The 13,152-nt window shown below is 60.2% G+C and carries 13 protein-coding genes; 7 read left to right on the top strand and 6 right to left on the bottom strand.

Translation table 11 applies throughout. The features are described 5' to 3' along the window. Positions 1-1,365: 1,365 nt before the first annotated feature. From AC1DBN_RS20700 to AC1DBN_RS20690, 3 genes are all read left to right on the top strand, one after another. A complete protein-coding gene (locus AC1DBN_RS20700; RefSeq protein WP_477724118.1) occupies positions 1,366-1,725 on the top strand; it encodes a hypothetical protein in 360 nt (119 codons plus the stop codon). A gap of 337 nt (positions 1,726-2,062) precedes the next feature. Then, positions 2,063-2,641: a recombinase family protein gene (locus AC1DBN_RS20695; protein ID WP_477724117.1), complete on the top strand. Its 579-nt coding sequence runs from the start codon at positions 2,063-2,065 to the stop codon at positions 2,639-2,641. Positions 2,642-2,912: 271 nt separating this feature from the next. Next, on the top strand, positions 2,913-3,650 hold the full coding sequence (locus AC1DBN_RS20690) for an HNH endonuclease (protein WP_477724116.1): 738 nt from the start codon (positions 2,913-2,915) through the stop codon (positions 3,648-3,650). Positions 3,651-3,905: 255 nt separating this feature from the next. Here the strand turns inward: AC1DBN_RS20690 and AC1DBN_RS20685 are convergent, their stop codons facing one another. The 6 genes from AC1DBN_RS20685 to AC1DBN_RS20660 all read right to left on the bottom strand — a co-directional run bounded on the left by AC1DBN_RS20685 (position 3,906) and on the right by AC1DBN_RS20660 (position 9,005). Continuing rightward, positions 3,906-4,958, bottom strand: coding sequence for a hypothetical protein (locus tag AC1DBN_RS20685; protein WP_477724115.1), 1,053 nt, complete (start codon positions 4,956-4,958; stop codon positions 3,906-3,908). A 321-nt stretch (positions 4,959-5,279) separates the two neighbouring features. Then, positions 5,280-6,824 (bottom strand): SIR2 family protein, encoded by a 1,545-nt coding sequence (locus AC1DBN_RS20680; protein ID WP_477724114.1) that lies wholly within the window; start codon positions 6,822-6,824, stop codon positions 5,280-5,282. Between the two features lie 589 nt (positions 6,825-7,413). Beyond that, complete coding sequence (locus AC1DBN_RS20675) at positions 7,414-7,749, bottom strand: hypothetical protein (protein WP_477724113.1); 336 nt, start codon at positions 7,747-7,749, stop codon at positions 7,414-7,416. Positions 7,750-7,788: 39 nt separating this feature from the next. After that, positions 7,789-7,914, bottom strand: a complete 126-nt coding sequence (locus AC1DBN_RS20670) for a hypothetical protein (RefSeq protein ID WP_477724112.1) — start codon at positions 7,912-7,914, stop codon at positions 7,789-7,791. Positions 7,915-8,299: 385 nt separating this feature from the next. Further along, positions 8,300-8,707, bottom strand: a complete 408-nt coding sequence (locus AC1DBN_RS20665; protein ID WP_477724111.1) for a hypothetical protein — start codon at positions 8,705-8,707, stop codon at positions 8,300-8,302. After that, positions 8,694-9,005, bottom strand: a complete 312-nt coding sequence (locus AC1DBN_RS20660; RefSeq protein ID WP_477724110.1) for a hypothetical protein — start codon at positions 9,003-9,005, stop codon at positions 8,694-8,696. Before AC1DBN_RS20660 ends, AC1DBN_RS20665 begins: the two co-directional genes overlap by 14 nt. Positions 9,006-9,877: 872 nt before the next feature. Here AC1DBN_RS20660 and AC1DBN_RS20655 point away from each other — a divergent pair. The 4 genes from AC1DBN_RS20655 to AC1DBN_RS20640 all read left to right on the top strand — a co-directional run bounded on the left by AC1DBN_RS20655 (position 9,878) and on the right by AC1DBN_RS20640 (position 12,620). Beyond that, the gene (locus tag AC1DBN_RS20655) at positions 9,878-10,309 is read left to right on the top strand and encodes a hypothetical protein (RefSeq protein ID WP_477724109.1); all 432 of its coding nucleotides are present in this window, start codon (positions 9,878-9,880) and stop codon (positions 10,307-10,309) included. Positions 10,310-10,377: 68 nt separating this feature from the next. Beyond that, positions 10,378-10,653, top strand: coding sequence for a hypothetical protein (locus tag AC1DBN_RS20650; RefSeq protein ID WP_477724108.1), 276 nt, complete (start codon positions 10,378-10,380; stop codon positions 10,651-10,653). A 648-nt stretch (positions 10,654-11,301) separates the two neighbouring features. Continuing rightward, the gene (locus tag AC1DBN_RS20645) at positions 11,302-12,282 is read left to right on the top strand and encodes a DUF4192 family protein (protein WP_477724107.1); all 981 of its coding nucleotides are present in this window, start codon (positions 11,302-11,304) and stop codon (positions 12,280-12,282) included. A 188-nt stretch (positions 12,283-12,470) separates the two neighbouring features. After that, on the top strand, positions 12,471-12,620 hold the full coding sequence (locus AC1DBN_RS20640; RefSeq protein WP_477724106.1) for a hypothetical protein: 150 nt from the start codon (positions 12,471-12,473) through the stop codon (positions 12,618-12,620). The last annotated feature ends 532 nt before the right edge of the window (positions 12,621-13,152 follow it).

Raw genomic sequence — 13,152 nt, 5'->3', positions numbered from 1 at the left:
CCCTCATATTAGTGGTGGGCTTCGCCGCAGGCTTAGTTAGAGCTCTTATCCGCGGCCGCCGGGGATACAGAAAAGCCCAATGACATCTGCCGACGATTTCGGCGATGCCAGGATGTTGCTTGCGCCAGCGCCTCCTGTTGGGTGGTGTCCGGTAGGGATTGGCTAGCGGGCCCCCGTTGAACCGCTTCGCTCACGACGTTTCAGTTCCATCCAAACAAGCGTCGCTTGGTAGAAGCAGACAAGGGCACAGGCAAAAACTGCCACAGCCATCCATGTTTTCAGCGAAGTGTTCCATTCGAACAACAGGACGCTGCCGAGAAGGAGGCTAGTACCACTGAGAAAGCTGCTCAATCTCAAGGAACTCAATTGAGCAATTGACGATCGACGAATCTTTTCACGATTCATGCCTAAAGATAACAGGGCTGTTGCGGAACTTCGACAGCTTCTAGCGGAGACCAGGCAGGTGACCATTAAGCCGGTGGCGCCTACCGTCCGAAGAGTGGGCAACCCGCCCGTATGCCAATAGGGGCTGGCCCACCAAACACCAAGCGGCCGTAAAGGGATCCTTCACCGGACACCACGACGCTCGGTCTTGAGGCGCAGCGAAACAGAAGGTAATTCAGGCGCGGCCAGTCGGTTGGCTAGTCGGTTCTTGAGCGCTCCAAAAGGAAGCCCAGGGTGGTTTGGCCAGCCAGTACAGCCGAAACATGAGCTTCACCTAAGCCGGCCTCAGCCGCGATTGCGAGTGGAGATATGCCTGCGTCACCCAGGTCTCGCAGAGCCGCATCTAGTTTGCGGGCATGGTCTTGAGCGGCCAAGAGAAGGGCTTGCAGAGAAACACCGTTTCCTCTAGCAATCGCAATCAATTCGGCATCCGGAGCCTTCCAGGGGGGCCTCGGAAGAGAACTTGGACTCGAAAGGCTGATCCGTCATGGAACCATTGTCCAACCGTCTCAGACCCTAGGGATTCGGGTCGCTGAAGTTATGAAGCAAAGGAATTCAGATCTCCCGTAAGCGGATGGGCTAACGGACTTAGGTGACCGTATGCGGAAAGGCTCTTCTCGGCAGGCGGCAACCGTGGTCCAAGCACTACTTGCCTCGGTTCCTGAAGAACATATAGCTTGCGTATATGATGCCGATGACACCAATGATCATGAAAATGGCAACTGGGTCCACCAGAAACTCTCCTCTGGGTTTAGAACTGCTCTAATCCTCTTCTGATGATCGTACTGTCGATGGCACGCCTGATGCCCCTGAATAAATGGTGATCAATGGTGGCAGTATAGGCGTCGAGTGACCAGAGCTCCGCTACTGGCTGGAGTTGAATGAAGCAGACGCAAACCGCGGAATTGAGGTCCCCTACTTGTGAAGAACTTCATCGGAGTACTGCCTCAGCCCCTCAAGAGCCTTTACGTCGTGGCGTTCGTAGGTCTGATCGCGAGTATGGTTGCGGTCGCTGTTCGGGCAGTCGAGCTGGCCCGCTTTGGCGCCGGTATCCTCGGCTTCGTTCTGTTTTTGATTGGGCTTTGCGCTGTTACGAACTTCAGAGGGTCAGCCCGTGGCCTGGTGGACGGCGTCAAGAACTTCCATCCGTTCGGAGTGGACTATTCAACGTCACCTCTAGCCTCCATGCTCTTTGCTCGCATCTTCGGAATCATGGGACTGATAGTTGGTACCGGGTTTATATATGTGGGTTTCCTCGCTCCCGATTTTCGCCTCGGATAACCGCTCGAAGCGGTCTACCACTTCCGGCCCGACCGTGTCCCGTAAGCCGGTCCTCCACCGCGCACAGAAGTCCGCCGCCACACTCCACCCGGTCGCCGACCTGGGCTATATACGTTTACCCCGTACGGTGAGAATGCACGAAGGGGTGCCCTATACGTTCTGCTGGTAGACCCATGCTTGGGTCTCATCAATGGATCCTTTGATAAGAACCGCCGGTCTAGCTTCGGACGACGATTCCAACTCCTGGAGTTTCGCAATCTCGCCTGTCCCAACAAAGTGTCTCACTGAGGTATTCTCAGAATCATCAACATTGGTCCTTTGATAAGACGGAGAAGTGATGGCACGCCTCGGATACGCCCGCGTCAGTCTCGCCGACCAGAACACCGATCTGCAGATCCGTGAACTGGAAGCGGCAGGGTGCGAACGAATCTATAAGGACCAGGGGATAAGCGGGACCAGGGTAAGCCGTCCAGAGCTGGACCGGATGCTGGACCGTCTCGGTCCAGGGGATGAAGTCGTGGTGTGGAAGCTGGACCGTTTGGGCCGCAACACGAGACACTTGCTCGAGCTCCTGGATGACTTCAAGGTGCGAGGCATCAAGTTCCGTTCCCTAAGGGACGGCATCGCAACCGACCCGGCCAGCGAGGTCGGGGGAGCGATGGCCCAGGCGATGGTGACCATCATTTCTGCGTTCGCCCAGCTTGAACGAGACCAGCTTTCCGAACGCACCAAGGCCGGCATGGCGGCTGCAGCTGCAAACGGCAGGAAAGCAGGACGCCGGGAGGTCACTACGGACCACGAGAAGGTCAAGAGAGCACATGAACTGAAAGCCCGAGGCCTCAAGCCATCGGACATCGGAAAGATCATCGGAGCCAGCCGCGCGACCGTCTACCGGTACTTAGGCATGGACTCTTGAGCCCACAGAGTTGAAGTCCCGCAAGTTGTCTCTGTGACTGCCGCCCACGGCAGATCTTTTGGGATAACCTCCGGGAGGGAAATGTTACGAGGTGGACAGCCGTCAGCGGCGCGGTAAACCTCCACCGCATGGCGATTCAATCCACGGGGGAGTGTTCCGGTTCTAAGGAAATGGGACACTGCCGCTTCTAACGCCGCGCTGAGTTGCCGCAGATCCATGGGTGTGCGGGTACTGCCGTTGCCCAAGCCCTCGCGTCTGCCACAATCAGGGCATGACTTTGACGCAGGTGACTGTGGCGCGCCGATTCGAGCCGGACCGGTGTGCGAACTGTTTCGAGCCACTGCCTGCGTCCTACGAGCACAGGCCTTGGCTGTTCTGTTCTATCCTGTGCAGGGAAACGGCAAACACGGTCCGTTACTGGCGGAAGACCTCCCGGAACGGGAAGTTCGAGGCTGACCCAGAGGTCCGCCAGGCCATTGGTATACGTCTCGCCCATATGCTGGCCGGCGGCTACAATGCCGATGCCCGCCGGATCCCCGGCGACGTCCGCGCGCTGGTGATTGAACGTGACCGGGTCTGCGTGAAATGCGGCGGCCCTGGCGAAGAGATTGACCACATCAACGGCGACTCCAGCGATCCGGGTAACCTCCAGTTGCTTTGTAAGAACTGCCATCACGCGAAGACCGCCGAGCATCTGGTGCCTGCCAGTGATGAACAGTCCGACCGTATTTTCGCAATGCTCGTCGAAAGGGTTATCCCCGATATTCCCGCCCAGCTTTGCGACGACGAACTGGCCTGGCAGGCCGTCGAGCGTCAACTTCGAAGCGAAAGACTCGCGAGGATCCGTCCAGCCAAAGTTCGGCGGAAGGATGAGCTGGCCTCGATGGTGATGCTGCATCCGCGGATGGCACCGTCGCCCTCTGCGGACTTCGAGGAAGATGACGACGATGACCGCGACGAGCATTACTACGCCGGGTTCGGCGAGAACAGCCATTACGTCAAGGAATAAACTCCTCGCGTTCAATGAATTGCAGGTGCTTCATTATCCCGCGGGACCGGCTCGCTGAATGGCTCGACCCGGACCTGACCGATAAGGACGGCATGCGGCACTTGCTGGACTCTTTGCCGGAACCGACCCTCACATAGAAAAGCCGTCCCGGCCGGATATCGGGACGGCCTCTCTATGTCCGCGTTTTGTGACGTGTAAGTCGCGGCGGCCCTTGCCTTTCGGGAACATTCGGGCCGGCGGTTTCGACTTGGGAGGTTACTTCAGCGTCGCTGACCAGTTCCCGTCCGCGGTGACCGTGTAGAAGCCAGGCGTCCAAACCACAGTCCCGGTGTAGGGCCCGATTTCATTGACGAGCAGGTCTGACCGGGTGCCGTAGGAGTGGACGGCGATATTACGTGAGCCGTCGTGTGTGAACGTGGCGGCCTTGGCTGCGCCCGTGTAGGCGAAGACGTCATCGCCATGGCCAGTCATCGGCGTTGACCCGTCGAATGACCGGACGCTGGTCAGCGGCAGGAGCTTGACTGTCCACGGTCCGTCGGCAGTGATCTTCAGCGCAGTTGTCTCGCCGCCGCGGCTGCGGGCATCGAACAGAACGGTGCCGTTGTAGTTGCCGATCGTGTTCACGAGCAGGTCCGTGGAGTCCATCGTCTTGTCCAGAGTGTGCACGGCAAAGTTCCGGCGGCCTGCGTGTGTGATGACCGCGACTTGGGCGCCTGTCCCGTGCTTGGTAATGGTGACGATGTCGTCCCCGGCGCCGGCGTACTCCTTGGGAGCCTTGGCGGCCTCCTCCGCTGCCTTCGCAGCTGCTGCTTCCTCGGCTTTCCTGGCTGCGATGTCGGCTTCGGCCTTCTTCACCGCGGCCGTGGCTTCCTTTTCGTTGTTGTACGCCGCTTCTTGGGTGGGGCATAGTTGTAGGACCTTGGTGCCGGCTGCCTTGAAGGGCTCGACGTCGACGTTGACCTTCCCGCCCGTGGCCGTTGCGAGGTCGGTCAGCGTCTTCGCCATGATTTCGACGTGGGGTTTGATCTTGTCGTTGGCGGTCCCGGCCACGTACTCCAGGTCACCCGCGAGGATCTTGGCTTTGGTCTGGTCACTGGGCTTGACGGTGTCCGGTACCTTGCCCAGGAAGTTCACCGCAGCGAACAGCCGGCCTTCGTCGCCCTTGTCGAAGAGCTGGTCGCAGCTCTGGTCGGTGGTGAAGGCTGCATTGGTGGTCTCGGCCGCTGACGTGGCGTTAGAAGATTCTCCGCCGCATCCGGTCAGCGTGAGGATGGCGGCCATAGCCGCGGCAGGAAAAAGCTTGTTCAATTGGTCCCCATTGTTCGATGAATACTCACGAATCGTACGGGATGACGCGGTATGTGCTTGCAGCGCCCGCGTCATAGTCCGGTGGGGGAGATAACGCCCGTTTCGGGCAAGATTACGACCAGGTGTGCGAGGTAAACCATCGAGTACGACCGCCCTAATCGCCTTCAGATGGCTGTCCCGCTTCTCGGCCCGAAGGTGTTCCACAAGGAAAGAATTGGGGCACCTGTAAATTACGTATCGAACTGGGACCCGCGCAAGCGCGCCCGTAGTGAACTATCGAGGTGATCATGCGAGTACCGGACCATAGGCCCAGGCTGGCATCTACCTCGTGACCGGCGTGTTGTCAGGTGCATATCGCAGCCAGTCGTAAACTACGCAAAGCTTGCCGTACTGAGTTGTCCACCACGAATATTGGCGCTGTGCAAGATTGTCGAGGAGGTATTCCTGCAGGCCCTGCCAATCGCTTGTATAGCGGACAACCTCCCAAGGATTCTTGAAGATCCATTCCGTTCCCCGCTTCGCGACCAACTCCTCCATGGTCAAAGTCTGAGATTCCGATTTCGGCCGCAGCAACCCGTTGACCTTGTCTACACGCTTCTTGACCTGATTGGGAACCGTGGCGGATGAGGCGACCTCTCCTTCCGCCGTCAGCGCACCCATCTGACGCAGATACTTGAAGCAGGGTACGTACCAGGCCAGCTGAAAATGAGGCAGCGCGTTAGTTACAACCTGCTCGGGCGCCAGGCCTCTGTCTGGGGCATCAAGGACGTCGTCCATGATGTCGTGACGAGTGAGGCCAATGATTCCCTTCACGGTCATCTTTGCCCCAACACCGAAGACCACATCGAAGTTTTCGGAGTTGTCGTCATCCTCAATGTCGGATACCCGCACCAGGCGTCCGTGCGGATCGTTGCTCTTGACCAGCTCGTAGACCTGAGATTTCAGGTGGCGCAGCACGCGCGCTGGCATAGCCCGTTCGCGTTGCCCCAGCACTGTGAATAGTTCTACAAAGTCGGGCACTACGATTTCTAGCGCTTGAATGCTTACACCGTTGGCCAGGACGGATCTTGTTCGGACCTCAGCCGAGGCGGTGGGCTGCCAGTCTACGAATATTAATCGGTCGCGCAATTTGTCTACGTTCTTGCCCCGCATGGCGGTCACAAGTGATTCCAGGATCTCCTGAATGTTTAGGTCACTCATGCTGTAGCCAAGAAAAATGACCGGGTGCTCGACGAAGACGGTCATCAGCTTCGCCGCCAAGTAGGCGTTCCGGGCTCGGAAGTCTTCATAGTCTTCTGCGGTGAGCACAAGTGAGCCGGGGTCGGTTGAGGAGCCGTGAATCATGTAGATCTCGGCGATTCCTTGAGTGTCAGAGAACAGGAGCTGGTCCTGGCCGACAAACGCGGTGTAACTCTCGAATGCCTTGGTAAGGAGAGGATCGTAGTTTGTGGTGATGACGCCGTCGGCATCAATCGCTTTAAGCAGTTCATACTCGGCTGCATGGTCTGGAGGTATAGGAGTGTTTTCAACCTTGCTGTCGACCAGATTGGCAACTTCAATCTTCAGCGCAGATGAAGGGTCTGTTACCTCGTCTTGCCATTTGGCTCTGGATGCTTCGAACTCCGGGGAATTCCACCAGACCGGGTAGAAGGCATCCGCAATCAGGCTGGCTGTCTTCGGAAGATCGCTTCCGGCTAGACCCTTGTAGTACGCGTACGGGTTCGGTGTCAGGCTCGCGAAATACCGCAGGAGTCCCTCCCAATCGGGGATGCCCGCGTACCGGCGGGACAATCCGGAACCTACGAATAAGTACGGTCCGGCCAGGCCCTTCAGGTGGGGGCCAAGGTAATCTGCTACTACTCCCAAGGTCTAGCCTGCCTTCTTGTCCTAATGCGCCTTATCCCCGGACGCTGAAAAACCCCCGAGGCCTGCAGCTTTGGCTGTCGCTGCCTACTAGCCTCGAAGTTATCATCAGAAATTGGCGCTTCTGGCTGCGCTCGGGAGATTGCCTGCACCGGACGGAACGCATCTCGGGTTCTAAGGAACTGGGACGGCCTGACATTCTTCCTCGTCCCACTTTTATTGTCCGATCTCGGTTACTCCTTGGGTAGGAGCTCGAAGGTATCGAGTCCCTACGACCATGAGGAGCCCAAGATGAAACCTGCGACGTACGTCCTCGATGCTGCTAGCACCGGTGGGACTCGCTTCCTAGATCAAAACAGTGACACCGTCGCTTGGGTGCGAAGCGATATATTCCCGCCTGTTGGAACGGATGTTCTCCTTCCCGACGGTACGTTGAGACCAGTGACCGGGCTGACGCTAGACATCAGCAACCCCTCAGGGATCGCACAGATAATGGTGTCAGTCCACGTGGAGTAAATGAAGCGTTTGCTGGCACGCACACGGGTGCTTTGGACGGAGAGCACCTGTGTGTCGTTTCCAAGGAGCAGGAACGTCAGCGTCGTTGGCCGAGGCCGGGCAGGCCGCCGCTGACAACGCTCTTCACATGAAAACGCGCCCGCAACTTGGTCTCCCAGTCAAGGACCAGCAAATTGAAGTCCTGTTCTGCTTGGGTCATGGCCGGGACAGATTCATCCACGATGTTGAGGCGATCAAGATGTTCCCACATGTCACTGATGGACGAACCTTGGAACTGGGAGGATTGAGCCACACGGGCAAGATCACCAACGATGTCGCGCCGGTTCTCTTGTTTACGCAGGAAATCTCCGAAGGCAGGCTTGCGGGACGCGGGCTTCTTACGGGAATTTCTCGACGTTGGCTCCACACCCACCTACGCTACGCCTACGAAGGAAGGTAACCGGGCTTCTCTCTAGACGGTCGGATCGTCTTTGTGATCTTCATCTGTGTATTTCTTAAGACTCTTGATGGTGGCCGTCATGGCCCGCACGGCATCGGGGTCTTCCCCCCCAATATCGACCGTCACGGGTGCACGCATGGAACGACTTCACACCTGACTCCTCTACAGCTTGGTTCAGTTCCACCCAAGCTGCTTCCAGGTCTTTAAGCTGTTCGGGCGTCAGCGGCTCGCGCTCGACTGGCGCGGCCCAGACCGCGGCATACGGGGCCGCGGCCTCTGTGGGTTTCCGCCTGTTCAGGAAGTTTGGAACTCTCACCGTTCACCTTTGCCCGTGGCTATTCTGCCGTTCGGATAGCAATTGCCTTTGAGCCTTCGGGTACAAGCGATTCAGCGGCAACTTTAGCTTGCTGGTACGTTGCGCCGTCAGCATCGAGGTGGCTCAGCTGACCTTCAGGGTTCTCCACTGTAAGGATTACTTGCACGTGACAATTCTAGGTTGCAGCAGCCCGGCACTTCGTAGTCCTCAGCGGCGGCTGAAGCTCTCCAGGGCGTGCAGCAGTGGGGGAGTGGCGCCATGCAGCACGTTTACCGGGTGCCGGCCTTCCAGCTCCGGACACGGGGTGGCCATCCAGGCGCTGAAGTAGTTGTGGGCGATCCGGAGTTCCATCGCCCTGGCGAACAGGACCCGGACCGCTGGTTTCACTTCCAGGGATTCGGTGAACTGGAAACCTGGACACAGAGTCTCTTCCCCGACGAAGATGCGCACGAGCTGGTGCATGATCGGTTCGGGATCCGCGTGGATGGTGGAGAGCCGGTCCCGGACCTGGGCGAGAGTGGGTAGGCCGTACTCCGTACGGATGGCCTCCCACACCCCCGGTGGGATCGGCTGCCCGTACCGCAGCGGCTGGGCGGCAGGGTCAGGTGGCGTCATCGATGGATGTCAGAACCCAGTGATCAGTCAGGGGCGGTTGACGGATTTCCATGGTCCGCAGCGGAGAGCTGGTGTTGATCCGCACCTGGACTTGCCACACCGTCGTATCGACCACGGCCGCCCCGACCGGGACCCGCGGCTGGGTTTCCCACCAGTTTCCCCGTTCGAACCAGCGGACAGGGTCCGCCGCGACGGCCCAGATATGCCCGTCGTACCGGATCGCGAGGGGCAGCCCGTCGAGGGTGAACCGGACGTCCACTGCGGCCGCGAGGGGTGTTTCAGTCAGTACTGCTGTCACGTTGTGTTCTTTCTCCCAATGTTCTTTCCAGCTTCTCGGCCCTGGTCACGGCCGAGGCCCACACCCACGTGGAGCGGCGCAGCGGCCCGTCCTGCCAGGAGACCTGCACCGCTTTCGGTGTCCACGTGTGCGCCAACCCGTCCACGAGCTCCGAGCAGTCTTGAAACCGGATCCAAGCCTTGACGGGGATCCCGTGCACGTCCACCTGCAGTGATGTGTTGGCTAGGTCCAGTTCTTCCGATGTCAGCCCCAGAGGTCCGGCACGGCGGGCGTACCGGGTCTGTAGCCGCTTGAGCTGGTCACGGTCCATACCACACCTTTTAGAACTGGATTACTAACAACACACCACAAGATGCGAATACGTATTCGAATCTTATCGCTGATTCATCCTGCACGCAGGGTCCGACAATCACCACACCCCACCGCGGTGCATCAGGACCGGTGTGGGTGTTGGTGCAGCTCGCCAGGGGCTCGCCTTGGTCTCCGCTTCGCTCCAACCAGCTAATGGTCGTCCGCTGCGCTCCCGCCTGTTGGGTCCGGTGCCGGGCGTCGCAGAGCTCCGGCCGGCCCCGAACCTGACGTCTTCGACGCTTTTTTGTGGCTGTCCTTCGGATCGTACGGTTCCGCTCCGGCTCAAGCTCCTGACCCCTCCGTAAACTCCGGGGCCCTGCGGCCCCGGGAATCTTCGACGGCGCTCCTGCGTCGCTTATTTCCTTACGAAGATTCCCGGCACCTTGCCCTGGCGGGAGGAGGCGCCTCCGTCGGCCCCGTAGAGCACTGCGTGCCAGCAACAAAAATCAACGGGGGAGAGGGAAGCTGGCCGGTCACCATTGATCGCCCCACCACCCCACGTCTCTGCAAAGGCAAAAAACATGAACGCAGTAAGCAAAAGGACCGTGACCCTCGCGGACACGGAGGAAACCATTGACGGTGTAACCGTGCTGGGTGATTACCACATGAACGGCGGCTACGACTGGATGGAACTCATCGAGGAACACGGCTGGGCCGTGCTTTCCAGTTGGGGCTGTGACGGCTGGGACTTGGGCCAGTGGCCCTATGTCATGGTCGCCGTCACCCGCACCGCTGACAGCATCGGCAACCTGTTCGGCATCGCCACGTACTGCGAGGGTGACGTGACCTGCACCTACTACCGGACCAAGGCCCGCCTGTGGGACGTGATCACTGAGCAAGCCTTCTACCACTGGAAGAACGGGCAGGCACAAGGACCGGCCGACCTGCCCGAGGCCGCCGCCGAACTGCCCAGCCGGTACCGGATGCCCTACGCCGTACGGGACGCTGCGTAATCATCACCAATCCCTTGCCGGGCGGAACACCCGCCCGGCAAGGCCCCCGCCAGCAAAGGATAAGAACCATGGCCGACCCTCACCGCATCACGGAGAACACCGCCCAGACAGTCGTTTTCCTCGAAACGCTGGCCTCACTCGTGCAGAAGTCCCCAGAGTCCTACAGCGCGGACGCGTCCAACGACCTCGCCGCCCACATCCGGGGCATGGCCGAGGCAGTGACCAAGGATGCCCGGGTTGACCCCGGACTGCTGGACACCACCCGCCGGTACGCAGCGCTGGACTGGCGCAACGAGCTAGTCGTGGTCCTGTTCGCACCGGAACACCGGGCAAAAATGCACTAAGCCCAGCGCCCCGAAGGCACCCACTTACTCAGGAGAGTAGGTGGGTGCTTTCCTATGTGGCCCCCAGGACTTTTGAGCTGCTGGCGGTCCGCCGCACGTGGCCGGCTTTAGGTGGTGGTTGCCGGCGGCGGACCGCCGTTTTCGCGCAGGAAAGGAAGCCTCTGGGTGGCGCCGGCGGCAAGCCCCGGCTGCCGGCAACCCCGGCGCAATTTACGGATCAGGCCCGTTAGGGCAGGCTCGCGGGGCTCGCCCTGGTTTCCGCTGCGCTTCAACCAGTTGACGGGCGTCCGCTGGCGCGGCCGGCTGTTGGGTCCAGGGCGTGCCGTCGCAGAGCTCCGGACCCCCTGAACCTGTCGTGTCTACGACGTTTTCTGGTTGCTGTCCTTCGGATTCTAGGCGTCCGCTCCACCCCGTCTAGCCCCTCCGCTTCGCTCCGGGGCCTGCGGTGCAGGAAATGTCCCTCCGGTGCTCCTGCGTCGCTTATTTCCTCCGGGAATTTCCCGCCCCTTGCCCTTTGGGTAGACAGGGCTCCGTCGGCCGCCGAGCAAGCAAGCTTGCCAGCAACCAAAAAACAACGGGGGGAGAGGGAAGCTGGCCGGTCACCATTGATCGCCCCACCACCCCCACGTCTCTGCAAGGACAAAAACCATGACTGAAAAACTGACCATCACCAGCACCGCTGACCTTCTCGCCGCCGTTCCGCACCTGCTGGGCAACCAGCCCAAGGAATCGTTCGTCGTGCTGACAGCACGCCTCGGTGCACTCGGGGCGACCCTCCGGATGGATGCCCCGGCAGAGTCGGCCCCGCTGGATTACGCGCAGATGATGACCACCTACGCGGCCCACGACGAGAAGGCCACAGGCAGCTACGTGATCATCTACACCGACGAAAAGCCCGCCTACGGCTTCCCCTACGCCGCCCATGTTCTGGCACTCAGCGACGAGCTGGCCACCGCCCGGATGCCCGTCAAAACGGTCTTCCTGGTGACCGGCACCTACTGGGCCATCTACGGCACGTCAGAACGGAACCCGCTTGACGAGATCCGCGACAGCAACGCCAACGCCACCTTGACCTACTTCGGATCAGCCCCGGATATCGACGTCTACCACCCCGAGCTGCTGGGCGGGTGGGCGCTTCCGGTGGAAGTACCCGAAGGCAATCTTGATGATTTTGAGGCGGCCTGCGCGGCATGGAAGGCGGCGCTGGACGCCGATGGGATGCCGAACACCGCGACTGCCCGGGAGCTTGCCGCAGCGTTCCAGCACAAGCACATCCGCGACTACCTGTTTCGGGACACGATCAGCACGCACAACGGCGCCTTCGGAGACACGCTGACCGGGAAGTTCACAGGCCGCCCGGACTGGGAGCGCGTGGACCACGCCGAAGCTATCGCTTTCGAGCTTATGAAAGCTGTCCCGGCCGGGCAGCGCGCGCCCATGCTCTCCCTGATGGGTTGGCTGGAATGGCTCAAAGGTCACGGCACCCAGGCTGACCGGTACCTGAAACTGGCCACCGAGGACGTTTCGGACTTCCGGCTCGCGGTGCTGCTGCGGGAACTCATCAACCGCGGCGCAATCGCAGACGTGGCCCGCGACGAGGGAACCGCCTACAAGCGCCGTCTGATCTAGGACAGCGAGGCCGGGCCGGATCACCGACGAGGTATCCGGCCCGGCCTTTTCCGGTGGTGGGGCGGCCTCCCCCGCTGGCGCTCCTCCGGCCGCCGATTCACGCTGACGCGGGCGGAGCCAGAGCCCAGAAAACGTGCAGGATTCCGGACTACAGTGGGCCCGAGGACCACGACCGGAAGGCACACGCCATGGGAACCGAATACACGATGACCGACGACGACAAGCCGGCCGAAGACGCGAGCCTGGCCGAAGACATCATCGAGCTGCAGCTGCTCACGGCCGGCGAGGAAACCGGCCCCGTGGACACGGCCCACGCCCAGGAACACCACAACTTCTAAAACCCGCGCAGCGAAGCCGCTCCCCCACGGATTCCCTTGCAGAGGAAACACTAAGAGCCGGCACCTACGTGCCGGCTCTTAGTGTTTGGGGTAAACATCCTGCTGTTTACGTCCTCGAGCATGCCACATTGAGTCCCTGGCAGTGCAGGCTCGCGGGGCTCGCCCTGGTTTCCGCTGCGCTTCAACCAGTTGATGGGCGTCCGCTGGCGCGGCCGGCTGTTGGGTCCAGTGCTGTCCGTCGCAGAGCTCCGGCCTGCCCTGGCCCGTTTGTCTACGACGATGCTCCTATAGTCGTCAAATTGCTGTTGATCGTGCTTTTTAGTGGTTGGCTCGCTCAGCTGGTGCGGACGGTGGGAGGCAGGGGTTGGCTGCGTCGTAGGTGGTGAATATGTCAACGTCATTCAGGACCACTACGACGGCCTGATTCAGGGCCACCCAGACCACGTTAGTACCAGGATTGGCTGTTCTGATGGCTTCTCCGGCGTTTAGAGTCAGACATGACTGAGAAGCGCAGACGTCTATATTTGGTTCT

The organism is Pseudarthrobacter sp. 10T415 (genome assembly GCF_056394175.1).
Note: the sequence above shows the minus strand (reverse complement) of the source record. Positions and strands in the feature narration are given on the sequence as shown.

Excerpts from the sequence above, each read along its gene's own strand:
- AC1DBN_RS20665 (WP_477724111.1), bottom strand. The coding sequence starts at position 8,707 with ATGACGCCACCTGACCCTGCCGCCCAGCCGCTGCGGTACGGGCAGCCG.
- AC1DBN_RS20655 (WP_477724109.1), top strand. The coding sequence starts at position 9,878 with ATGAACGCAGTAAGCAAAAGGACCGTGACCCTCGCGGACACGGAGGAA.
- AC1DBN_RS20650 (WP_477724108.1), top strand. The coding sequence starts at position 10,378 with ATGGCCGACCCTCACCGCATCACGGAGAACACCGCCCAGACAGTCGTT.
- AC1DBN_RS20645 (WP_477724107.1), top strand. The coding sequence starts at position 11,302 with ATGACTGAAAAACTGACCATCACCAGCACCGCTGACCTTCTCGCCGCC.
- AC1DBN_RS20695 (WP_477724117.1), top strand. The coding sequence starts at position 2,063 with ATGGCACGCCTCGGATACGCCCGCGTCAGTCTCGCCGACCAGAACACC.
- AC1DBN_RS20690 (WP_477724116.1), top strand. The coding sequence starts at position 2,913 with ATGACTTTGACGCAGGTGACTGTGGCGCGCCGATTCGAGCCGGACCGG.
- AC1DBN_RS20640 (WP_477724106.1), top strand. The coding sequence starts at position 12,471 with ATGGGAACCGAATACACGATGACCGACGACGACAAGCCGGCCGAAGAC.
- AC1DBN_RS20670 (WP_477724112.1), bottom strand. The coding sequence starts at position 7,914 with ATGCGTGCACCCGTGACGGTCGATATTGGGGGGGAAGACCCCGATGCC.